This window comes from Paenibacillus solani, from assembly GCF_050475945.1.
GTDB lineage: Bacteria > Bacillota > Bacilli > Paenibacillales > Paenibacillaceae > Paenibacillus_AQ > Paenibacillus_AQ solani_A.
This window is the reverse complement of the sequence record NZ_JBCMXJ010000015.1, coordinates 214,037-236,783: the sequence shown is the minus strand read 5'-3', so window position 1 is coordinate 236,783 and position 22,747 is coordinate 214,037. Positions and strand designations below refer to the sequence as shown.

Below are 22,747 nucleotides of genomic sequence, written 5' to 3'. Positions count from 1 at the left end.
GTAGGGAAAAGGAGCCACGAGTCATGGGGAAAAGAAAAACTCCAGTATCTAAACCAAATGAAAGTCAAGCATCAAATCCAAGCTCTGCCGCATTGTACAAAATCATCTGGAGATGGCATTTTTATGCCGGCATCATTTTTGCACCTTTTCTGATCATCCTAGCTATCACTGGCTCCGTTTACTTATTTAAGCCCCAGATTGAACAAGCTTTATATCGGGACTACTACACAGTAACACCTCAAGTTGAACGTATAACGCCCAGCAAGCTGGTCGGACAAGTGAAAGAACTCTACCCTGACGCCACCATCAATAAATACCGCCCCGGTGAGTCGGACTCCCGCTCCACAGAAATCAGCCTGACAACGGGCAGCGAAACGATGACTGTATTCATGGACCCCTATACGGGAAATAAGATTGGCGAGCTGAAAGATAAAGACCGGATCATGGACAAAATCGAGGAGTTTCACGGCGAGCTGATGGTCGGAACCATCGGCGACCGGATCGTAGAGCTTGCCGCTTGCTGGGCGATCGTGCTTATTTTCTCCGGATTATTTTTATGGTTCCCGAAAAATAAAAACAAAAGCAAGAAGAAAAGAAGCCTCGCAGGTATTCTGTATCCGAGGTTCGGCAAGGGCAAGCAGATTCTCCGCCGGGACCTGCACGCCGTTCCCGCCTTCTGGATCGCAGCAGGCATGCTGTTTCTCATCATGACCGGGTTGCCCTGGTCGGGTCTGTGGGGCAGTAATTTTCAAACCATGGCAACCAATACCGGTGCCGGTTATCCCCCTTCCATCTGGTCAGGCAGTGCCCCTTCCTCCCATGTCGTGCAGACGAAGGAAGTGGCAGAGGTCCCTTGGGCGGCCGAAAATCTCGAAGTACCCAACTCCACCATCTCCGACTTCACCCCGCTTCCGATTGAAGATGTCATGTACGTAGCCCGAAGCGAAGGAATGCATCCAAGCTACACCATCAGTATCCCGCAGCAAGCGGACGGTGTGTACACCTTGTCGGCCTATCCACCGAAAGCCCAGGATGAAGCCACCATGCATATCGACCAGTACAGCGGCGCAGTGCTGGCTGATTATCGCTATGATCATTACGGATTCGTTGGCAAAGCGGTTGCCCTTGGCATTACGCTGCACAAAGGAACCCAATTCGGTATCGTCAATCAGATCTTCAGTTTGCTTATATGTATGGGCATCATTTTAATTGTGGCAAGTGGTTTGTACTTGTGGTGGAAACGAAAACCGGATCATGGGCTGGGAGCACCAAAAGCACCTGTAGCCAATGCCAAGAAAATAAGGCTGTTTCTGCTGCTGCTCATTGCCTTCGGTATTCTGTTCCCGCTTGTAGGCCTATCTCTCATCATCGTGTGGATCATTGATTATATCATTGTTAGGAGGGTTCCAACAATCAAGAATTTCCTAAATGCCTGATCCATTATCACGCGATCGATAATAAGGGGGAAGTATTTGATGATCATAAAAAGCCGTATTGTATTAACTGTACTGCTGGCGGCCCTGCTGCTGAGTGCATGTACGGCAAGTCCCGATGCAGCCAACCGGTATGAAAAAGAAATTCCATTGATTGCTGAGGTAAACATTCCGGAAGCACTATCCATACATCAGCCGGAAACCATCGAGATTATCCTCACCCAAGACGGTCAAAGAGTACCGGGTGCAGATTTTGTTCACTACGAGCTGTGGAGCCATGACGGCTCCCTGCGGGATCCCATGACGGATGCGGTGGAGGTCGGTGATGGCGTGTATACAGTAACCAAAACTTTCGATAAAGAGGGGCTGTACTTCATCAAACTTCACAGCGGCAACAACGGTTCGATCATCATTCCCCAGAAACCGTTTGCTGTTGGCAAACTGTCAGAGGACGAACTTGCCTATCTGCAAGCGGGAACTCCGACATTTCAGGAAGGTACGGCAGAGCATCATCATTAAAAAAGCTGGATCAGGGCAGAAACCGGCGCCGAATCTCCGGCGTTGGGATCATGCATTCACTGGATTGACCAAACCACCGGTACCGGTTTCTTGCCACCCAGCGATACACCAGATTCCGTAAGAACGGGGGAATCAGGATGAACATATACGACAGCGACCAAGGAAAACGAAGACGCCGTGCAATACGTAGAGCACCGGTCGACCTTGTGTAATATTTTCCATTCTCAATCAGCACCATAGTATCAATGGAACCTTTACTAATTCCTCCCTGCCTTAGCAGCTCTTGTCCAATCTCGGATTGGAGTGAGGCAAAGCGAAAGACACCTCTAGGGTCTCTCCGGATAATGAACTGGGTTAACCCCTGACACATATGGCACACACCATCAATCAGCACAATAGCCGATTCCTTAGGATCATCAGTTGAATGACTCATATCCTTCAAATGCCTCCTCTCACACACCCCTAAAAAAAGAAAAAACGCAGGAGCCCTCTCCTACGCTTGATCAAGTACGCTTTTTTGGTTTATTTCTCGGCAGCTTTGTTCAGCCACTCGCCGTCCCGCATCTGCTGGTCGAATTCATTCGAGAATTTGTCCATGCATTTGCATATGAAGTCCTTACGGCAAACCGGGCAAGGTACTTTCCCAAGTCGGCTAAGCGCAGTTAGTTTCCATTCCGGGAAGCGGTTATAGAATACGCGGATGTCCGTTCCGTCAGTCGTGTGGATAATGAACTCGTATAGCCCTTCCTTGTCATTGCTTCCAGCTGTAGTCACGTCTTTAATCTGCGGTCTGTATGGCATGTCATCACCCGTTTATTTTATTTAAATTCCTTGTGACTCGTTTGTACTTTCTGGTACTTAGTCATATTAAAGAATTTTGAGGTTGATGTCAACCGAAGAACACATCCAGAATCGACCCAAGCTGACCACGCTTTTTCCCTTCCAGTATATCCGGGTTAAACACTTCTACATATCCGCAGTTGGTACAGGAGACAAAGAGGTAGTGGTTGTGCTGGATATCAAACATTTTGCTAAGTCCTGCTCCTGACATGGACACCTCTTTCGTCTGGCAATGATTGCCGCCACATTTGCTGCATACAAACCTCTGCTCTATCATTTGTTCAATGCGCATCCTAAACGCCCCTTTTTCATTTGTAGTTTATAGCAGAAATACGAAGCGACATGCAAAAAGTTTCATATCAGCTGCTGCTTCAAAAAAAGATGACCCTCCAAGACGGGGGATCATCTTTTCGTCTCTATTCTTAAACTACGCTTAGTTCCACGTCGATGTTGCCGCGGGTTGCTTTGGAGTAAGGGCAGAATGCATGGGCCTTTTTAGCAAGGTCCTCTGCCTGGCTCTTATCCACACCCGGCATTTCAATCTTCAGCTTTACTGCAAGCTTGAAGCCGTCGGCACCCTCATCTTTTCCAATCATCACCTGAGAATGAATCACGACATCCTTAAGCTCAATGCCCTCCTTACGAGCTATATTAGCCAAGGCGCTTTCGTAGCAGGCTCCATAACCAGCCGCAAATAGCTGCTCGGGGTTGGTCCCGTCTCCGCCAGGTCCTCCAAGTTCCTTCGGCATGCTTAATTTATGCTTTAGAACTCCATCCGTAGATTCAACCGAGCCTTCGCGGCCTCCAATGACTTTTACATCAGCTGTGTATAATGCTTTCATGCTCGTTCATCTCCTTCATGCCCTATTATGTTCTCTACATGTACTCTTTAAACTTACAGTAGGAATTGAAACGAAAAAGGGGAGAATTGATGGAAAATACACCATAACCGATAGCTTAGAGGCACAATTATACAGAGAAACAAAAAAAGCTGCACATCAAGCGTTAACCCACTTGATATACAGCTTCTTTCTAAAATTATGCGGTAGAGAGGACTCGAACCTCCACGGGTATACACCCACTACCCCCTCAAGATAGCGTGTCTGCCATTCCACCACTACCGCAAATTATAAGGAAAGTTCTGTAGCGAACATTCCCTATTATACGGATCCCTGAAGCAAAAGTAAAGAGCTAAATTATGGAACGACAATAAATACTTGCTTCCACTAGTTCTTATCGTTGCGCTTTTCTTTCCGGTAGGCGGAGAACTCGATATACTCACGGATGAAATCCTTCTCATGTTCAGCCAATCCGGAGATCATAGGAAGCTCCAGCGTCTCTGGATCGACTTCATATTCACCACTGGTCTCCTTGATGCGCGGCGTGGGGCTGCCTTTGCCAATAATCAACCAATCCAAGCTGACGGAAAAAAATGCCGCAATTTCAATCAATTTATTCGTGCTCGGCGTTGTTTTTCCCCTCTTCCAGTCACCAAAATTCCCTGTGCTGATTCCGAGGGTTGCACAAAACGCCTTCTTAGTCATACCCCGGCTTTCTATAAGATGTTCGATTCGTTGGTAAATAGACTGCATCAAACAACCGCCTTCCTGATTCTTTTCAAAAAACTTACTTATTTAAGTATTTTTCTCTTGCATAATCACTTAATTAAGTATATAATCGATATGTATTGCCTAAATTATACCATAGTACTCATGAAAAGATTGTATCTTTTACTCATGAGTCTATTTAAGTACGAGGAGCGAGTCGTTTGCCCTATGATACCGGGAACACTTCTTGGAATAATGCAGTTCACTCCTTGAATAAGGGACTCATGATCATTAATATGGATGGCATCATCGACAGAATGAACGATCCGCTTGTGACGATGGCCGAACGAATAGGCTTCTCTCCTGATTTTAAGCGGCAGGGAATCTCTTTTTTTGATCTTACCTCCCAATCTGTAGGCTTGACCTCCCTAGATCATTTTTTCCAGGAGTTGGATATGCCCTCCATAAAAGATGTTACACAGGGTAAGCAGACGGATTACTCATTTGAATATGTGATTAGGTGGATGGGTCAAGAGAATTGGGTTCTTTGCGAGGTGCTGCCCCTGCTCATGAGCGAGCAGATTCATGGGGCTGTCATATCGTTCAGTGATATTACAAAGTTTAAGCGCAGGGAACAACTCTTAGCGCAAGCACTGGCTCACAGCGTCCCTCTTCCCGGACATATTCCCATCTGTGCTGTATGCAAATATGTTCGTCATGGCGAAGGATGGGAGCCTGTTGAGAGTTATTTGGAGAGTCGCCTGCCGATTGAGTTTACCCATGATATATGTCCGGATTGCATCCGCAGATTATACCCCAAATATTCCTCTATCCTGGATAACCCCGAATTGTCTGAATAACATTCATGATACAACATCAAATAAGCAGCCTCCATATCCCTTCGTACAGGGTTTGAGGCTGCTTATTTATAGATATAGGTGTCCACCCCGATGTCATGCGCTTATGCGCTCACAAAACGAAGCAGAGGGCTTATCAGCGAAGGCAGCACCGACACATGACCTTCTCCCTCTATTTCATCAAGAGTGGTCTCCAGCACCTCTGTATGCTCCTTCAGAAGCGCATACAGTTCTTTGGCGTCCTGAACCATAGACGGTTTCTCCTCCGACCCGACGTATAGACGCAGTTTACGAAGCTGCTCATTCTGCTGCAAACGAACTTTTCCCTCTTCCCATCGCTTATATAGCACATGATTCTTCCACCACACCGATGGAGATGCTGCAATGTAGCGCTGGAAGATATGAGGTCTCGTAAAAAGTGTATAGAGGGTAAAAAAACCACCGAGCGAGTGTCCGAACAGCGCTTGTTTCGACCGGTTCACGGCGTATTGTTTCTCAACAGCTGGTTTCAGCTGATGCTCAATGAATGTAAGGAATGCCTCAATGCCCCCTGTCTCAGGCCATTTCATTCCATTTGGTCGGACGGGCAGCTCATCGTCAGCCGCAAATTCAGTAAAATTATAGAAACGCTCGTCGCTCACGATAGGACTGTCGCTTTCAAAGCCGATGCCGACGATCAGAGCTGACGGTATGCCGCGGGGTGTGCGGGATTGCAGGCGAATTGCTTCAGCCAGGGTTCCAAAGGTCGCATTCGCGTCCAGCGAGTACAACACCGGATATCCCCCCTCTGGCGGAGGACCCATCGGTTCGGCTATAAAAATACGGTATTTGCGACCATTCTCGTTGGACTGCATAGACCAGGTCAGCGTTCCAGGAACGTGGAACAAAGAGGTTTTGCCCTGGCTATCTTGGTTATCTTGGTTGTCCTGGTTATCTTGGTTATCTTGGTTATCTTGGTTATCTTGGTTGTCTTGGTTACCTTTATTGTCTTGGATATTGTGCTCTTTGTGCTGATCGTGATAGTCCGTATCCTCGCGTTGGGTCTGCCCCTTCACCGACACTTGTTCCTCTGCTTCCCCATTGAGCAACCACTGGAGCGCATCGGGGAATCTTTTGGACATAAAGATAGGGTCATGGGTTCCATCTGGATCTACCGCCAGGTGCAGCCGATCGGGGCTAACCCCTTGTTCGCTCCAATAGCGATGGGCCTCGATATTACTCGGAAACATATTTTTCTGTGCATTTTTCTTATACACACCTTCCAGCTGACCGATGGACATATAGACCTTCAGCCCGGCTGGCAGCCGCCCTTGCTGCGTAATATAATCCATCACTCCCTCGTACCACAACGAGGCCGACAGCATGCCGATCCTTCCGAAAATCTCGGGACGCCAGTATCCGGCAAACATGGAGATCAGACCGCCAAAAGAACCGCCGATGATCGCCGTATGTTGGGGTTCTGCCAGCGTACGATACTGTCTGTCTATGTATGCCTTGATAACATCGGCAATCTCATCGACATAGGCCCTGCCGTCTCCGCTAAAGGGAGGACCGCTCTCCACCAGCGGCTTTGCCGGCCAAGGCGTGTACTCGCGATTACGATTTCCTGAAGATATTCCGACCAATATAACCTCATCCAATTGGCCAGCAGCAAACAGGTGGTCCAGATAGTTCAGGCAGTCTGTAAACAGATCTCCTTCATCATGCACATAGGCGACAGGATAGGAACGGTCCGATTCTTCATAAGAAGGAGGTAAATACAGTATGAGTTCTCTTTCTTCAATCATCAGCTGCTGATAACGATTCATGTGACCCTCCCCAAGAGATGTCTTTTTATTTTCTCATGCGAATTAATAGATAGATAAAATATGGTACCCCGATAATAGACACCACAATGCCTGCAGCCAGCTCCGCCGGAGCAAATATGGTTCTGCCAATAAAGTCGCCGATGACCACAATCGCCATACCTGCTATCCCACTAAGAGGTAAGATATGCCTGTGCCGTAATCCGACTAGCTGCCTTGCCAAATGCGGAGCGATCAGACCAACAAATCCGATGCTGCCGGAAACGGCCACACTCGCACTGACCAGCCCAATGCTGCATAAAAGCAATATATTCTTCTCACGCTCGACTGTTACCCCGACACTCTTCACGCTTTCCTCGCTTAGCTGGAACAAATCAAGCACTTGTGAGCGAAGCCAAATGACAGGCGGCAAAATAACGAGCCACGGAAGCATGGTCACGACAAACTTCCAATTGGCGCTGTGGAGACTGCCTGCCAGCCAGGCAGCCGCCGTCTCATAATCTTTCGGGTTCATTTTAAGCGATACATACATGGTGACGGCGCCAAAGCCGGATGCGATCGCGATGCCCACAAGTATGAGCCGCTGCGGATCCAGCTTTCCGTTTTCTCTAGCAAACATATATATGGCGGTCGTTGCAGCCAAACCACCCGCGATCCCGAACATAGGCATCATCATTACTCCAAGCCAGCCTGTCAGCTGAATCTGCCCTTGCAGCAAGAACATAAACAAAACAACTGCCATGCCTGCACCTGCATTGATGCCGAGAATACCCGGATCTGCCAGTCCGTTACGGGTAACCCCTTGGACGACTGCACCCGCTATACCCAGCGCGAACCCAACGAGTGCACCAAGTACAATACGCGGGAGCCTGAATTCAAATACAACGAGATCAAAATCGGCATTGGTATTCATCCGAAAAAGTGTCTGAAATACTTCCTTGATGGTCATATCAAACGTCCCGTTGGTCAGACTGAAATATACGGCAATCAATACAAATAGAATTCCCCCAGTAAGAACAATCGGGAATCGATAATAAGGGTTACGCACGCTGAGCCCCTCCCCTCGTCTTGATCAGATAGAGGAAGAATGGAACACCGATGAGAGCTGTAATGACACCGACAGGCGTCTCGAAGGGAGCGTTCACAAACCGCGCGAGAATGTCGCACAGCGCAAGGAACATACAGCCAAGCACACCTGATACGGGTATGATCCATCGGTAATCAGACCCTGATAGGAACCTTGCAATATGGGGGACAATCAAGCCCACAAATGCAATCTTCCCTGCCAGCGCCACAGATACACCTGTCAAGATAACAACCGCAAGCATCGCAAGCCCTTTGACCACCCATGTTTTGACACCTAATCCCCTAGCTGTTTCGTCGCCAAGGGACAACAGCGTAATCGATTTGGACAGCACGATCGCAAGACATAAACCAACGATGGCAAAAGGAATGCTCAGCTTGATCAGCTCAGGATCCATGGCGTGCAAGCGAGCATTATACCAGAAGCTAATGCTTTGGGATATCTGAAAATAAGAAGCTAGAGCTTCCGCGGTGCCGCTAAGAAAAGTCCCGATTACGGTTCCAAGTATAGCCAGTCGGACCGGACTAAGTCCGCCTGGTATGAGCCATGCCAATCCAAACACGATGCCTGCTCCGATCGCAGAACCGACCAAAGAACTGACAATATACATATTAGAACTGGCATTCGGGATGAACACCATAAACAAGGTCACCGCAAACACGGAACCATCGGATACTCCCATAATGGAGGGAGAGGCCAAATAGTTTCGGGTCATCCCCTGCATTAACGCCCCAGATATAGCGAGAAAGGCACCAATAAGCATCGCCCCTACAACTCGCGGCAGCCTGGAACTCCTAATAATCTGATGATCAATGCTCTCCGGATCAAAAGCAAAAATGGAATCCCAAACGGTATCCATCGTAATATTCTTGGCTCCATACAAGATGGAGGCCGCTATGAGTAATAAACAGACTGCCGGGGCCATCACAAGGATGACAGCCGGCAGTGATTTTTTGAACCCCATCAACAACACGCCTTATACAATTTATCTGGAATGAATGATGCTACTTTGTAAGATTTTCAACCGCCGCTTTCAAAAACTCAATTTTACTGTATGCAGTGCCCCCTTGAGCGAGCGGATCAACCACGTTGACAAAAGCGGTTCCGTTCTTGAACGCTTTAAGATTCTTCATGATAGGATCATTCTGCAGCTCTTCCAATGCGTTCGGCGTTTCCATGTTCTCCTCCGGTGAGAACTGGATAAATACATAATCCGGATTCATCTCTGCCATTCTCTCTTTGGAGATCAGCTCCTGTGCTTGCGCTGCTTCTACCTCAGCCGGTACGTCAATTCCTAAATCTTCATATAGAATCGGGTTAAAGAACACGCCTGCTGGATAGATGTACATCTCTCCTCCGCGGACCCGAAGCGTCAGAACTTTTTTATCTTTCAAGCTGTCTCCAATCGTCGTCCGAGCCGTCTCCAGGTCTTCTTTGTACTTAGTGATCTCTTGCTCGGCCTGCTCCTTCTTGCCACTTAACTCACCCAACAATCTCAAATTGCTCTCCCAGTTCGTAGATACATGGGAATAAGGAATCGTAGGGGCAATTTTATTCAATTGTTCTACGACCTCCGGCTTAAATTTTGTAGACCCCAAAATCACGTCAGGTTTGAGCGATAGGATCGTTTCAAAGTTGGGCTCTGTTTTCTCACCAATCGACTGGGCATCCTTCGTAATCGATTCGAACAGTGGAGGGAAAGAACCTGCGAAGCTGATCGCCCCCACCGGATTCACATCCAATACAATGGAGTCTTCCATCGCTTCAACAGCACCCGTGATGACGATGCGCTCTGTTTTGGCCGGGAGTGTATATTCCTGATCGAGGTATTTTACAACTTTGGTATCTGACGAGCCGGATTGTTCCTGTGTAGCGTTATCCTCTTCAGCTGCAGTCTTATTATTTGTTGATTCAGTCGTGCTTGCTTCACCTGTATCTTTAGCTTCGTTACCCCCGCCGCAAGCGGACAGTACCAGCGCAAATACAACTAATAACCCTAAGATCCATTTCATTCGTTTCATTTCTCTCTCCTTACCCCTTCCATGGTCTCTATCAATTGATAATGATTATCATTATTAATTATGGTATAGGATTTGCTCTCTATTCACCATGGACATATAACCGAATTTATCATGGACAATTTCCGGAAAACATCAAGAAGGCTTCCTCTGCCATCCGTTCCATTGCTATTGGGGAATACTCGCGCCAAGGGTAGGAGGACAATAGATGAAAACCACCCTCTCTGACCACAGAAAGCGCCAACCATTCCGGTGAAGCCTGCAGTTTTCTCCAATAGGCAAGCGTATCCGAATCCTGCCGGACCAGAAGAAGGAGATGCTCGGCGCGCAGCTCCTTGATCTGCTCGATTGTTAAACGCTCATTGTTCTCCGCGGTATCAGGCAATGCTGGCTGAAAATCAAAATAATCAAATAATAGCTCCTGTATACCCGGATGACTATAATCCATTAGTACGTCCTGATGCAGACGGGCTGTTAAAACTCTCTGTTCTCCTCCCATGGCATGGGGTAGGTGATCACGATAGGCCGATATTTTGCGATGGAATTCTTCGATCCACTGCTCTGCTTCAGGCAGCTTGTCCAGCATCCTCGCGAGGCTGAGCAAATTGAACTCCCAACCCTCGCCCGTCATTTCGTAGACAGGGGCAATCAGCCGAAGCTGCTCCTTCTCCCAATTCTCGACCCCATGCGCACAGACAATCAGCTCGGGCCTGGCCTCAGCCAGCTTCTCCAGATTGGCATATTTATTATGATTTAAGCGGTAAGCATCCAGGAGGACGGGGATATCCGGTCCAAGCGTATTATAGTAATGCTGGGACCACTTCGGGTGAAGCGGAGCCGCATATGGCGTGAAATTCAGCGGCATAACGTAACCCAGGAGGGAAGTTGAGCCATACATCGCCAGTTTATTTTTACGGGTCTTCATATATGCGGAAGGCGAGATGCCAAACATCTTCTTAAACTTACGACTAAAATAAAATTCATCCTTATATCCCACCATATGCGCCACTTCACGCAGCAAAGAATCCGTTCCCAGCATTAGCTGCTTCGCCTTGTTCAAACGCACCTGAGCCAAATAATCCATGGCGCTGCAGCCATACATCTTCTTGTATACCTCAACAAAATATTTAGGGCTCAGTTCGGAGAGATTGGCCAATTGCTCCATCGTTAGATCCTCGTTATAATGCGTATCAATAAATTCCTTCACCCGCTGCAACCCTTGCCGTTTATTATGCTTGGTATAAGGGCTGCTGTCGGCCATCAATCTGTACAACAGCTCCTGAAAATCCAACTGAGCCCGCCAATGCTTCATCGGTTCCTCACTGTGAAAATCCATATAGATCCCGCGGCAGATCAGCTGCAAACGCTCCTGGGCCTTGATATTATAAACACCCTCACTGGGCATGAGATCAGCAAAATCCACCTTATGTAATGGATCGCAGCCTGGTCCCCCTCCATAAAAATCAAAATGCAAGATAGCGACGGCAGCCTGTTCGCGGTCCGCGGAAGCCGGCTGACTATCAATTGTGATTCCGAAGGTAGATCCTGCCCCACAAACATAAACACAGTCTTTATTCATGCGAGTGAATTGCTCTGCCTGCTGTAAACATAATTCACCGCTAAGGGGTATAATTAATGCAGGTTGTACTGCCAGCTGTTGTTCCAAGTAAAGTTCCTGTCCATGGACAATATCTATATTCCATAAACGTGCCATGAGACCGCTATATGATCGCGAATCTCCTATACTGCCACTCGTCGGTAGATTTAACATATTCATCGATCCTAACTTTTATTGAGAATGGTTATCATTATCATATAAGTATCACACGTCATTTCAAATGTCCAGCAGAACTGTCACTAAAGCCTCTGTCCATACGCTGATTTTAGGCAAAAAGAAAGCAGCCGCGCCTCCTTCCGGAGTCGTGGCTGCTTATTGGGTGTATATAGGCGGATCTTTCGTATGCGAGAATACTTGTCCCCTCCAAGGAGACGTTCTTCTCTTATCCGCATTGTTGTTCTTAATTTCGTCGATCGCGTTGGCGAGCTCTCGCCTCTCCGCCTTTGCGTCCCGCTTCTTCACGGCTCATCTTGCCATCCCCGTTGCCGCTGTTGCTTCGAGCTTCGCCGCCTTGTTGTCCAATCTCTTGATAGAACTCGCGTCCATGGCTTTCCGAGGTCGCTTCGCCGCCTTTGCGGCCGATATCCTCATAAAAATCCTTGCCATGGGAGTCGGAAGTAGCTTCTCCGCCCTTCTGGCCGATTTCCTGATAGAACTCTTTATCATGCGACTTTGATGTAGCTTCGCCGCCTTTTTGACCGATTTCCTGATAGAAATCTTTGTCATGAGACTTGGAGGTTGCTTCTCCACCTTTTTTGCCAATCTCTTGATAGAACTCTTTGTTATGATTGTTCGCTGTTGCTTCTCCACCTAAACGTCCTGCTTCTTCACGGCTCATTTTCCCGTTATTGTTCTTAGCCATTCTGAATCACTCCTTATAGGTTTTTGGAAGTTTTAAAAGTTGTTACTCGTCCACGCTATGATATTAACCTCTTTGTCAGAGATGAAACATCAACTATACATAATTGCGCAGCGAAAACTGATGAAACCCGGGATATTTCAGATATATATTCGGATAAACACGCAAAAAAAATCCCGCATAGTATGCGGGATTCTTCTACATTCTTCGTATGCGGTAGAGAGGACTCGAACCTCCACGGGTATACACCCACTACCCCCTCAAGATAGCGTGTCTGCCATTCCACCACTACCGCATAATATAAGGGAAACCTCATTGTGATACATAATAAAACTGGTGAGCCATGAAGGACTCGAACCTTCGACACCCTGATTAAAAGTCAGGTGCTCTACCAACTGAGCTAATGGCTCTCGATGACAATCGTGCAGCTGCCATATAAGAAAAGTGGTGACCCGTAGGGGATACTCTCTCTTCGTTCGAGACTGCGTAGCTTATCCTAACGAAGGTTATGCTCCGACGAACCGACGGGTTCTCATCCCGAAGTGATATAGAAAGTGGTGACCCGTAGGGGATACTCTCTCTTCGTTCGAGACTGCGTAGCTTATCCTAACGAGGGTTATGCTTCGACGAACCGGCGGGGTTCTCATCCCGAAGTGATATAGAAAGTGGTGACCCGTAGGGGATTCGAACCCCTGTTACCTCCGTGAAAGGGAGGTGTCTTAACCCCTTGACCAACGGGCCACTTTAACCACGTCGCCGTGACGACAAGATTGAGTATAGCATAATTTCAAAAATGCTGGCAAGCTTTTTTTTCATGAATTATAGAATTTATTTTTAGAGACTTGTCCCGGTTATATTCGGCCTAAAAAATCTGGCGTTAAGTACGTTTCTCGAACACTGTTTCCTTCTAGTTGCACATAATATGCTTCTGCATTTCTCCTCGAGCTTACGACTTTATGCAACCTTCCATCCATAAAATGAAGTGCAGCCCCATCATCAGCAGCGTATCCTGCTTGTTCTTACCTTGACGCCCTTCGGTCGAGACTGCGAAGTATACCTAACGCTGCTTATGCTCCGACGAACCCTATCTAGGCTTCTCATTCCTATGCAAAAAAGCTCCCTATCGCCTTCGCGATGGGAGCTTTCTTCGATGTAACGCTAAACGGAGAGAGAGGGATTCGAACCCTCGCACCGCTTACGCAGTCTAACCCCTTAGCAGAGGGTCCCCTTATAGCCACTTGGGTATCTCTCCATAAATGGCTCCCCGAACAGGACTCGAACCTGTGACAACTCGATTAACAGTCGAGTGCTCTACCAACTGAGCTATCAGGGAACGTTAAATTCAATACTAATAATTTATCATGACTTGTTGGGGGAGTCAAGTTCCAGAAGCGTAAGTCGACCACTGCACTTTCCGCAGCGATACCGGGCAGGATTCATTTTACGTTTACGCAGGTATTCGGTCCCGCAGGCGCTGCAGCGAAGCATATAGCGGTAGGGTTCAGGTTGGCGTCCCGTTCCCTTGCCCTTCGGCAAGGATTTGCAGAAGCGGCTTCCTCCAACGGCTTGCAGAAGGCTTTTGAAATCTGCATCCCGGTGCCGATATCCTCTGCCCGCAATATGCAGATGATAGTGGCACAGCTCATGCTTGATGATCTTCTCCACCTCTTCCCTGCCATGCGTAGCAAGCTGATGGGGATTGATCTCGATATGATGGCTTTTCATGAAATAACGGCCGCCTGTCGAGGACAAGCGCGGGTTAAACGTCGCCTGATGCCTGAATGGAACCCGGAAGCTCTCCAGCGAGATTTTCTCAACCCAAGCCTGCAGCTCCTCATTGCTCATCTCATTTTTCATCACTGTGTCTAATCCTTCCTCACCTTATAAATCTACTTGAATTTTAACTTCCCTCTGGGCTACACTGTCAAGTAGAAAGTATGGAGGGAGAACCTGCAATCATGCCGAACATGCGCTACGTTATTCTTAAAGGGCAGGACGAGCTTCAATTTGTCGAGATGCCCAGTGACTATGCCTATCAGCTCAGTGCATTAAATTTACGTCTGAACAAAGAAATCAGTAAGCTCACCACCTCAAGCAAGCCTTCGCTTCCTCTTGCTATAGCCGAATGCGACAATCTGGATCTGCTCCAGGAATCGCTGAGCATTCAAGGTGGTCTGGAATACATAAACGAGCTTGAACAAGCCTTTGCTTCCCTAAACGAAACAGAGTATCCGCTCATCTCGCTGCTCACCGAAATACGGGCTCTCCAAGCTCAGCTTGAGCAGTGGTACGAGGAAGAAGCGCAATAATCGAGGTAGACCTGCACGCTTTGGGCATTTTCCCCATATGCTATCCATACAGATGGAATTAGCAAGAGGAGGAGATACCCTTGCCGCAATGGCTCTGCAATCAATTAACACGCGCTTTTCGCAAAAAGGACCGGCGTCAGATCAAGCTGCTGAACGAATGCTGGTACTTTTACCGGAATTCCCCCGGCCAAGAAAGCTCGAATGTCCGTTAAGGGCACTGCAATCGATCCATAGGTATGACAATAAGCCGGACGTCTGTCCGGCTTATTTTTGCATTCTAGTATGATGGCTGAATGGTCGAATTGTGCACTATAGATCGCTGCGCTTAGCTGGCCAAGAGCCCTGAAGCTTCCGGAGAAAAACAATTTGTCCCGTATGATATGCATCATGCATGATTAAGCTAAGTATTCGCTGAGGCGATTCGATGATCTCCGTCTCCGGCATCTCCTCAAACTTCTGTCTTAAAGCGGCATGAACATCCTTAAGCTGCTCCCGAGCCGTATTCCATGCCTCCTCACTTGTGTCATGAATGAGAAACGTCTCGTCATTGCCGATCCCTTCATTAAGAAGCGGTGTTCCTTCCAATCTTGCGAGCAGACGCTGCTTGTAATACAGCAAATGCTCCACGTTCTCCCAAATGGAATTTGCCGCCTGCCCTTCCGGTTTCCACAGTGCCTGCTCCACCGTCACATCCTTCAGGGCTGGAAGAATCGGAGGATACCAATCCTCCTGATCCATCGCATAATCCCAATTTTGCAGCAGCAATTCCTTTAAGTTCATCCTCATCGCCTCCGCATTTTATTTGTAACCACCTAAAATAAAATAGAACGTTACATAAAAAATAACACACTTCACCTCCTCATTACAAGTAACTAGCAACATAAAGTTTCACTTGTTACAATAATGAAGAAGAAAGGATGAGTATGATTGTTATGGGATGATTTTATTAACAGCAAATGGCATGATTGGAGAGGCAGCGGCCGCTCCGAGGATCGGCTTACCCGAGAGGATTGGCTCACCGATTTTACCAGGGAATACGATCTCCAAGTCGGCATTCCACTGACTTTAGATGAGTTGAACCTGCTCCAACAGCTACGATCCTTCCTGCTAAATTGCGTGCAGCACATTGTCGCCGGAGAGTCGCCTTCCCTCCTGCAGATTGAGGAATTAAACCGCTGGATGGCCGATGGCCCCGTTATTCGCCAGCTGGAAATAGATGAGGATCAAAACCTGGCACTGTCTTATATCCAGCAGCATTCAGGTCTTCAAGCAGCAGCTGCAGAAATCGCCGGATCCTTTGCGCAAGCCATCGGAAAAGGCGAGTTATCCCGATTCCGCATCTGTACGAATCCGGATTGCCTCTGGGTGTATTACGACGACACGCGAAACCGCTCCAAAAGGTACTGCGATGATAAGGCCTGCGGCAATCTGATGAAGGTCAGACGGTTTCGGGCGAAGAAAAAACAGCAGTCGGACACTACACATTAAGCCGTTGCTTTATGAATGGGCTTAGTACTTCATAACATACATTTTGAGGTGCGAAAAAACAACGTCCTTCTGTTAAAAACTGAGCCATGGCTAAACCACTCTCCAGAGTTACTTCATTCCCTGTCGTTCCAGCCCATAATGCAAAAAGAGCCGTTTCTCCTTAAGGGGAATACGGCTCTTTTTTTATTCAACAACATCTATTATTGGTTTTTCGGCTGGCGCATCGTCAATCCAACGCGGCCTTTCTTCAAATCCACGTTCAGGACCCATACGGTCACGTTATCGCCTACGGAGACAACATCCATCGGGTGCTTCACAAATCCATCGCTCAGCTGAGAGATATGCACCAGGCCGTCGCTCTTGATGCCGATATCGACAAAAGCGCCAAAATCGATGACATTACGTACCGTTCCCTGCAGCTCCATACCCGGTACAAGATCCTCAATCTTCAATACGTCCTGACGGAATATTGGCAGAGGCAGTTCCTCCCGCGGATCGCGTCCAGGACGCTGCAAGCTGTCCAGAATGTCGCGAAGGGTAGGCACACCAACCTCCAGCTTCACGGCCAGACTCTCCGGCTGCTGGGCATCCAGCAGTTCAGCCAGTTCCTTGCTTCCCAGCTTGTCCAGGCCAACCTGAAGCTCCTGGAACAAACGGTCAACCACCGCATAGGATTCCGGGTGAATCGGAGTACGGTCCAGCATGTTCTCTCCTTCGGAGATTCGCATAAAGCCTACGCACTGTTCGAATGTCTTGGCACCCAGACGAGGAACCTTCTGCAGCTGCTTCCGGCTGACAAACTTCCCGTTCTCTTCCCGATACTTCACAATATTCTTCGCAATGGTAGCATTAATGCCGGCTACATAAGAAAGCAGCGAAGGCGATGCTGTATTCACATCCACCCCGACATGGTTAACCGCTGACTCCACTACAGCCTTCAAGCTTTCTTCCAGATGCTTCTGGCTCACATCATGCTGATACTGGCCCACGCCGATCGACTTCGGGTCGATCTTCACCAGCTCGGCCAGCGGATCCTGTACCCGGCGTGCAATCGAGGCTGCGCTGCGCTCGGCAACATCCAGATCCGGGAATTCTTCTTGGGCTAGCTTGGAGGCGGAGTACACACTGGCTCCCGCTTCATTTACGATCAGGTAAGCAAGCTCAGGATCCGCCAGTTCCGCAATGACCTCTTCAGCAACGAACTGCTCGGTTTCACGTGAAGCCGTACCATTACCGATAACGATGAGCTTGATGCCGTATTTTGCAATCAGCTCCTTGAACTTCGCAGCCGCTTCCTGCTTCTTATTAGCAGGCGGCGTCGGATACGTCACCGCTACCTCAAGCAGCTTGCCCGTGTCATCCACGACCGCAAGCTTGCAGCCCGTACGGTAAGCCGGATCGACGCCGAGTACACACCGTCCCTTGACCGGAGGCTGCAGCAGCAAGCTGCGCAAGTTCCCCGCAAAGATGGAGATCGCCTGGTTTTCCCCTTTTTCCGTCAGCTCGCCCCGTACTTCTCGCTCAATCGATGGAGCAATGAGACGCTTGTAAGAGTCCTCAATCACCGCCGTAAGAATATCCGTCACCGCGGATGGACCTGTAAGCACCTGCTTGCCGATATACGTATGAACGGATTCGGAAGGAACGTCAAGTCCGACCTTCAAAATATTCTCACGCTCACCGCGGTTTATGGCCAAAATCCGGTGCGGCGGCATTTTCTTCGCCAATTCCCGGTAATTGTAATAATTCTCGTATACAGATTCCACTTCGGTATCCTTCGCCTCAGAAGTCAAGATGCCATGATCCAGGCTGTATCTGCGTACCCAGGAACGAATGGTGGCGTCATCAGCAATGTTCTCAGCCAGTATATCCATCGCGCCCTGCACAGCCTCTTCTGCAGAAGCCACGCCCTTCTCCTCATCGACATACTTGGCAGCCTCCACCATCACATCCGCTTGCTTCGGCTGTGACCATATCCATTCCGACAGGGGCTCCAGACCTTTTTCCTTTGCTACGCTAGCCCTTGTTTTGCGTTTCTGCTTATACGGACGGTAGAGATCTTCTACCTCCTGCAGCTTAACAGCAGCTGTAATCGATGCTTTCAGCTCTTCTGTCAGCTTGCCTTGCTCCTCTATGATGCGGATGACTTCCCGCTTACGGACCTCCAAATTGCGCAAATAGCCTGTACGCTCTTCGATATTACGCAATTGATTCTCGTCCAGTTCGCCTGTCATTTCCTTACGGTAACGCGCAATAAACGGTATGGTATTGCCCTCATCCAGAAGTTCAACGGTCGTGCGCACCTGTTTCTCGGACAATTGAAGTTCCTTCGCGATTTGCTTCACGATCCGTTTCAATTCTTCCTTGCGAATCTGTTCTTCATTTACTTCCACAACAGCTTCTAATTCAGACAATGATATCCCTCTTTCTACATTGAAACTATATTGCTATTATCCCAAACTTAAGCGTTCATTTCCACTACATCGCTCACATCACCTGGCTTTAAGCTGTGATTAATGTCTATTTCATCTGATTTTAAGATTGACTTCATATACTTAGGGTACGAATCCCACTTACTAATCAAGGGGGCATCCTAGATGAACGACAAACATGCGATTGCCTGGTCCGTAGTCTGCCTTCTCTTTATCGTTGCAGCAGTCACTACAGCGTACATGCTCATCCCCACCAATACATAATCAATCGTACGGCCTGTTAATAACAAAATACATCCATGTCAAAAACCCCAAGGGAATTTCATCCCTTGAGGTTTCACTAGCATTCTTGTTCTATGTGGTTATGCGGCACTTGACTGAAGTTAAAAATCAATCAAGCCCAGACTAATTTGCAGGGAATCATCCACCTTGCGCATCATTTCGTCATCAAGATGGGTGATTTTGTCGGTTAGCCGCTGCTTGTCAATCGTCCGGATCTGTTCCAGCAAAATTACGGAATCCCGGTCAAATCCATGCGACGCCGCGTCAATTTCGACGTGAGTCGGCAGCTTGGCTTTTTGAATCTGTGCCGTAATGGCTGCAACAATTACAGTCGGACTAAATCGATTGCCGATATCGTTCTGAATCACAAGGACCGGCCTTACGCCGCCTTGCTCCGAACCGACAACAGGCGATAAATCCGCAAAAAATACGTCGCCCCGTTTAACGATCACTGTTTACACCCCGCTTACTAAGCGGTCTAGAGTATTGTCTGCATCTTCCTCCGCGTGAAACGCCTCAGAAGCCATGGTCAGGTTAATTTTGGCCATTTCCATATAACCTCGTTGCATGGATTCGCGAATGTAACGTTTCTTCCGTTCATTCAGGTACAACTTCATGGCCTGCCTAATAAGCTCACTGCGGTTGGAATTTTCCAGCTGAGCGATCCCGTCCACTTCCTGCAAAAGATGATCCGGCAAACTGATCATAATTCTTTTGGTGTTCTGCATATTGGCCACCTTCTATTACACCCCCACAACCTTCTCACCCTGTGCACAAGTATTACTTTATTTAAGGAAATTTATACAAAAGAATATATATGCCGAAGGTATATCAAGTATGCTGCATATCATTATAAACTACAATCGACACTTTCGTACAGACATTAACGACATAATTCCTAATTCGGTATGGTCTGTACATATTCCTTCTTTCCTCAAATAAATGACTCATGCGCGGTACTACTTTACAGGTTGTTCCAGAGCGCGTTCACGGTCTTCACAGGTTTATCCCCGCGTATATACGAACGTGGAACCCGGTGGGCAATCATGCAGACGACCTCGTAGGGGATCGTCCCCAGCTTGGCTGCCAGCTCCTCTGCCGAAATGCATTCGCCAGATTGCTGGCCGATGAGTACAACCTCTTCACCAGCTTTGATTTGTTCCGCCTCTTCGGCGAAAAGTTTGAGCGATACCATACATTGATCCATACAGATATTGCCAACTACAGGGGCGCGGCGGCCGCGTATCAATACTTCCGCTTTACCGCTCAATATACGTGAGAAGCCGTCAGCGTAACCGATCGGAAGGGTTCCAATTCGCTCTTCCTGCTCTGTTACATACTTCGTCCCGTAACTGATTCCGGAATGCGGAGGTAAATTTTTGACGTAGACCAGTTTGGTCTTTAACGTCATGACAGGGCGGAGAGTCACTGTTCTTCGATTCACCTCATCCGAAGGATATAGTCCGTACAATGCAATACCAATACGTACCATATTATAGGATAACTCCGGTGTATCGATAGCAGCAGCACTGTTGCCCGTATGTATAATAGGAATAAGATAGCCCTTATCCCGAAGAGCGTCCGCTACGCCCTGAAAACGGCGGTACTGTTCCAATGTATAGTCTTTGTTGTGTTCATCCGCTCGTGCAAAATGGGTAAACATTCCTTCGACAATCACCTGCGGCAGTGAAAATACCTCTTCTATAAAAGAAATCGCATCTTCACCAGGAAGCAGGCCTAAACGACCCATTCCACTGTCAATCTTGATGTGTACCTTGAGCGGTTTCTCCGGCGTAACCGGCAAAGCCTTGATCGCTTGGAGCACTTCCGGACTGAACAGAGTCAGCGTTACATCATGCTCATAAGCAATCTGTACAGCTTCCGGCGGTGTATAACCGAGCACCAAGATCGGGCTTGTGATGCCTCCTTGCCGAAGCTCAAGCGCTTCGTCGAGGAATGCTACGCTTAAATAAGCCACTCCCAGTTGCTGAAGTTCACGTGCCACTTCGACAGCTCCGTGACCATAGGCATTCGCCTTCACACAAGCAAGTAATGTCATTCGGCTCGGCAACGCCTCACGAAACGCGTTATAGTTGGCGCGCAGATGGTCCAGGTTGATTTCCGCCAAGGTAGGTCGATATATCGCTTGCAATTCCAGTCACCTTCTTACCATTTTGAGAAAAAAGCATTAGGCTTACAATAGATTAATGGTAATGTTCCAAAGGGCAACTGTCAATTGAGACCAACTGCTTATTTATGAGGTTCGTGGTTCCCTTTCAATGACGAAACTTGGTGAAACATCGAATTACCGGGAAGAAATCGCATCAGGACACTCGACAAAGTCCCTCTATTTGGAAAAAGAGGCGAATGGCCTCATTGCCGGAGTATAACCCTCCTTCAATGGTCGGTATCCGCCTGCTTCATATTATTTACCCGATTCTCCCTGCATGGAAGCAGCGACTTTCTTCATTTCTTCGACAGGCAGGTTGGCGCTCGTAATCCGGTACTCTACTCCGTCCGAATTCCAGGTGAGGGTTCTCTGTTGATCGCCTGTGAGCAGCCCAACCGTTGTAAAGTCGATATACACAGCCTCTCCCGGTACGAGGGAAACGGCACGGTCCACGGGTCTGGACTCCATAATTGTATACTGGTATATGCCATCATACTTCAAAATAACCGCATGATCCTTGTTCTCAGGGATTTCCATCGTATCCGGCTCCGTTACCCCAGCCGGTACATAGGCCGGATAGACAATGCCGAACGATCCCATGTCGCGGCCTGTGGCCGTTTCCGTCAAACCATCGGGTCCTTGGGATTCACTACCCTCTGTCGTAGAGGCCACGGGTACTCCATTCTCGTCCACTTCGGCTAAGGTGCCCTCCGTATTATTCATTGCACTCATATTTCTGTTCGTATCAAACGAATCCTTGGTCAGGTTCGTATCGAAGGTAAAGGTATTGAATTTAACCTCAACGACAACGTTCGCCTCCGTATCGGACACTTGCACCTGTTTCGGCGTATAGTTGTCCTTGGCGAGCCAGATCTTCTGACGAATCAAGGAATGACTGTGATAGTTGGCTGCTACATCAAATACGTAGCTATCCTTGTCCTCGGCAAACTGACGGGTGTTATCGCTCAGAATACTGCTCAGCAGCGTTTGATACAAATAGACCTGCCCCTGATTATCCGGCCAGTCGCTCTTGAAGCGGAAGCTCTTGTTTAAGCTAGGCGTCAGCACGAACACTCCATCATCGTTACGAAGTACGATTTGCGTAATGTTCTTTTGCCCATTGGTTAAGCTGATCCGGTAGTAAGACGGAGATTGGTACCATACCTCAACCTGATATTCCTGCGGCGCCGAACCGGTATGTATGGTCATAACACCCGCTCCCTGGTAAGCTCCCTTGGCGCTCTCCAGCTTATCCGCCACCTTGCCCAGATCCTTCACAACGCTGTCTGCATTCTTCTTCCCGCATCCCGCCAGTACTGTGGTTAAGCATAATACTACCGCGAGCAGCACCCATGAAATCCGGCGCATGTCATCATCCCCTTCAATACTTGTTTTGACTTGATTGATACATGTCTATGAGGGACTTGGTCACATTATGCAGACTAGCCTGACAAGCACCGTGAACGTAAACCACGGCAGGCTCTAT

At 48.2% G+C, this 22,747-nt stretch carries 24 protein-coding genes and 6 tRNA genes; 6 read left to right on the top strand and 24 right to left on the bottom strand.

The window, feature by feature from the left end; translation table 11 throughout:
* Positions 1-23: 23 nt before the first annotated feature.
* Positions 24-1,436 (top strand): PepSY-associated TM helix domain-containing protein, encoded by a 1,413-nt coding sequence (locus ABEQ74_RS16050; protein WP_430123140.1) that lies wholly within the window; start codon positions 24-26, stop codon positions 1,434-1,436.
* Between the two features lie 39 nt (positions 1,437-1,475).
* The gene (locus tag ABEQ74_RS16045; protein ID WP_430123139.1) at positions 1,476-1,952 is read left to right on the top strand and encodes a FixH family protein; all 477 of its coding nucleotides are present in this window, start codon (positions 1,476-1,478) and stop codon (positions 1,950-1,952) included.
* A 10-nt stretch (positions 1,953-1,962) separates the two neighbouring features.
* Here ABEQ74_RS16045 and ABEQ74_RS16040 read toward each other — a convergent pair whose 3' ends face one another.
* The 6 genes from ABEQ74_RS16040 to ABEQ74_RS16015 form a co-directional block, all read right to left on the bottom strand.
* Entirely contained in the window at positions 1,963-2,385 is a 423-nt protein-coding gene (locus tag ABEQ74_RS16040) for a thiol-disulfide oxidoreductase DCC family protein (RefSeq protein WP_430123138.1), read from the bottom strand.
* An 89-nt stretch (positions 2,386-2,474) separates the two neighbouring features.
* The gene (locus ABEQ74_RS16035) at positions 2,475-2,753 is read right to left on the bottom strand and encodes a hypothetical protein (RefSeq protein WP_430123137.1); all 279 of its coding nucleotides are present in this window, start codon (positions 2,751-2,753) and stop codon (positions 2,475-2,477) included.
* Between the two features lie 88 nt (positions 2,754-2,841).
* A complete protein-coding gene (locus ABEQ74_RS16030; protein ID WP_053491747.1) occupies positions 2,842-3,084 on the bottom strand; it encodes a zinc ribbon domain-containing protein in 243 nt (80 codons plus the stop codon).
* A 130-nt stretch (positions 3,085-3,214) separates the two neighbouring features.
* Positions 3,215-3,634 carry an organic hydroperoxide resistance protein gene (locus ABEQ74_RS16025; protein ID WP_430123136.1) on the bottom strand — a complete coding sequence of 140 codons (420 nt, stop codon included), beginning with the start codon at positions 3,632-3,634 and terminating at the stop codon, positions 3,215-3,217.
* 199 nt (positions 3,635-3,833) lie between these two features.
* Positions 3,834-3,916: transfer RNA gene (locus ABEQ74_RS16020), tRNA-Leu, on the bottom strand.
* 102 nt (positions 3,917-4,018) lie between these two features.
* Positions 4,019-4,384, bottom strand: a complete 366-nt coding sequence (locus tag ABEQ74_RS16015; protein ID WP_430123135.1) for a helix-turn-helix domain-containing protein — start codon at positions 4,382-4,384, stop codon at positions 4,019-4,021.
* A 176-nt stretch (positions 4,385-4,560) separates the two neighbouring features.
* On the opposite strand from ABEQ74_RS16015, the gene ABEQ74_RS16010 reads away from it, so the two are divergent.
* Positions 4,561-5,199 carry a hypothetical protein gene (locus ABEQ74_RS16010; RefSeq protein WP_430123134.1) on the top strand — a complete coding sequence of 213 codons (639 nt, stop codon included), beginning with the start codon at positions 4,561-4,563 and terminating at the stop codon, positions 5,197-5,199.
* A gap of 101 nt (positions 5,200-5,300) precedes the next feature.
* On the opposite strand, the gene ABEQ74_RS16005 is transcribed toward ABEQ74_RS16010, so the two are convergent.
* The 12 genes from ABEQ74_RS16005 to ABEQ74_RS15950 form a co-directional block, all read right to left on the bottom strand.
* Complete coding sequence (locus ABEQ74_RS16005; RefSeq protein ID WP_430123133.1) at positions 5,301-7,004, bottom strand: alpha/beta hydrolase; 1,704 nt, start codon at positions 7,002-7,004, stop codon at positions 5,301-5,303.
* 25 nt (positions 7,005-7,029) lie between these two features.
* On the bottom strand, positions 7,030-8,049 hold the full coding sequence (locus ABEQ74_RS16000) for a FecCD family ABC transporter permease (RefSeq protein WP_430123132.1): 1,020 nt from the start codon (positions 8,047-8,049) through the stop codon (positions 7,030-7,032).
* Positions 8,042-9,049, bottom strand: a complete 1,008-nt coding sequence (locus ABEQ74_RS15995; RefSeq protein WP_430123131.1) for a FecCD family ABC transporter permease — start codon at positions 9,047-9,049, stop codon at positions 8,042-8,044. The genes ABEQ74_RS16000 and ABEQ74_RS15995 overlap by 8 nt, the downstream gene beginning before the upstream one ends.
* A 40-nt stretch (positions 9,050-9,089) precedes the next feature.
* Positions 9,090-10,106, bottom strand: a complete 1,017-nt coding sequence (locus ABEQ74_RS15990) for an ABC transporter substrate-binding protein (RefSeq protein ID WP_430123130.1) — start codon at positions 10,104-10,106, stop codon at positions 9,090-9,092.
* Between the two features lie 109 nt (positions 10,107-10,215).
* Positions 10,216-11,874, bottom strand: coding sequence for a helix-turn-helix domain-containing protein (locus tag ABEQ74_RS15985; protein WP_430123129.1), 1,659 nt, complete (start codon positions 11,872-11,874; stop codon positions 10,216-10,218).
* A gap of 247 nt (positions 11,875-12,121) precedes the next feature.
* Positions 12,122-12,583, bottom strand: a complete 462-nt coding sequence (locus ABEQ74_RS15980) for a KGG domain-containing protein (RefSeq protein ID WP_430123128.1) — start codon at positions 12,581-12,583, stop codon at positions 12,122-12,124.
* 209 nt (positions 12,584-12,792) lie between these two features.
* Positions 12,793-12,875, bottom strand: a tRNA-Leu gene (locus ABEQ74_RS15975).
* 39 nt (positions 12,876-12,914) lie between these two features.
* Positions 12,915-12,990: transfer RNA gene (locus ABEQ74_RS15970), tRNA-Lys, on the bottom strand.
* A 256-nt stretch (positions 12,991-13,246) separates the two neighbouring features.
* Positions 13,247-13,321 (bottom strand) — tRNA-Glu (locus ABEQ74_RS15965).
* Positions 13,322-13,743: 422 nt separating this feature from the next.
* A tRNA-Ser gene (locus ABEQ74_RS15960) sits at positions 13,744-13,832 on the bottom strand.
* Between the two features lie 5 nt (positions 13,833-13,837).
* Positions 13,838-13,913: transfer RNA gene (locus ABEQ74_RS15955), tRNA-Asn, on the bottom strand.
* Positions 13,914-13,939: 26 nt separating this feature from the next.
* Positions 13,940-14,437, bottom strand: a complete 498-nt coding sequence (locus ABEQ74_RS15950) for a SprT family protein (RefSeq protein WP_430123590.1) — start codon at positions 14,435-14,437, stop codon at positions 13,940-13,942.
* Positions 14,438-14,538: 101 nt separating this feature from the next.
* Between ABEQ74_RS15950 and ABEQ74_RS15945 the strand changes: the two genes are divergently transcribed.
* The gene (locus tag ABEQ74_RS15945; RefSeq protein WP_430123127.1) at positions 14,539-14,889 is read left to right on the top strand and encodes a hydrolase/acyltransferase; all 351 of its coding nucleotides are present in this window, start codon (positions 14,539-14,541) and stop codon (positions 14,887-14,889) included.
* Positions 14,890-14,969: 80 nt separating this feature from the next.
* The gene (gene cmpA, locus ABEQ74_RS15940; protein WP_430123126.1) at positions 14,970-15,101 is read left to right on the top strand and encodes a cortex morphogenetic protein CmpA; all 132 of its coding nucleotides are present in this window, start codon (positions 14,970-14,972) and stop codon (positions 15,099-15,101) included.
* 97 nt (positions 15,102-15,198) lie between these two features.
* Here the strand turns inward: cmpA and ABEQ74_RS15935 are convergent, their stop codons facing one another.
* A complete protein-coding gene (locus ABEQ74_RS15935) occupies positions 15,199-15,669 on the bottom strand; it encodes a DinB family protein (protein WP_430123125.1) in 471 nt (156 codons plus the stop codon).
* A gap of 147 nt (positions 15,670-15,816) precedes the next feature.
* Between ABEQ74_RS15935 and ABEQ74_RS15930 the strand changes: the two genes are divergently transcribed.
* Positions 15,817-16,377 carry a CGNR zinc finger domain-containing protein gene (locus tag ABEQ74_RS15930; protein WP_430123124.1) on the top strand — a complete coding sequence of 187 codons (561 nt, stop codon included), beginning with the start codon at positions 15,817-15,819 and terminating at the stop codon, positions 16,375-16,377.
* Positions 16,378-16,577: 200 nt separating this feature from the next.
* On the opposite strand, the gene ABEQ74_RS15925 is transcribed toward ABEQ74_RS15930, so the two are convergent.
* The 5 genes from ABEQ74_RS15925 to ABEQ74_RS15905 form a co-directional block, all read right to left on the bottom strand.
* Positions 16,578-18,791 (bottom strand): Tex family protein, encoded by a 2,214-nt coding sequence (locus tag ABEQ74_RS15925; protein WP_430123123.1) that lies wholly within the window; start codon positions 18,789-18,791, stop codon positions 16,578-16,580.
* Positions 18,792-19,192: 401 nt separating this feature from the next.
* Positions 19,193-19,543 carry a type II toxin-antitoxin system PemK/MazF family toxin gene (locus tag ABEQ74_RS15920; RefSeq protein WP_023962512.1) on the bottom strand — a complete coding sequence of 117 codons (351 nt, stop codon included), beginning with the start codon at positions 19,541-19,543 and terminating at the stop codon, positions 19,193-19,195.
* 3 nt (positions 19,544-19,546) lie between these two features.
* Positions 19,547-19,828 carry a CopG family ribbon-helix-helix protein gene (locus tag ABEQ74_RS15915; RefSeq protein ID WP_028406492.1) on the bottom strand — a complete coding sequence of 94 codons (282 nt, stop codon included), beginning with the start codon at positions 19,826-19,828 and terminating at the stop codon, positions 19,547-19,549.
* Positions 19,829-20,055: 227 nt separating this feature from the next.
* Positions 20,056-21,243: an alanine racemase gene (alr, locus tag ABEQ74_RS15910; protein WP_430123122.1), complete on the bottom strand. Its 1,188-nt coding sequence runs from the start codon at positions 21,241-21,243 to the stop codon at positions 20,056-20,058.
* A 273-nt stretch (positions 21,244-21,516) separates the two neighbouring features.
* Positions 21,517-22,629, bottom strand: coding sequence for a DUF4367 domain-containing protein (locus ABEQ74_RS15905; RefSeq protein ID WP_430123121.1), 1,113 nt, complete (start codon positions 22,627-22,629; stop codon positions 21,517-21,519).
* Between the last annotated feature and the right edge of the window lie 118 nt (positions 22,630-22,747).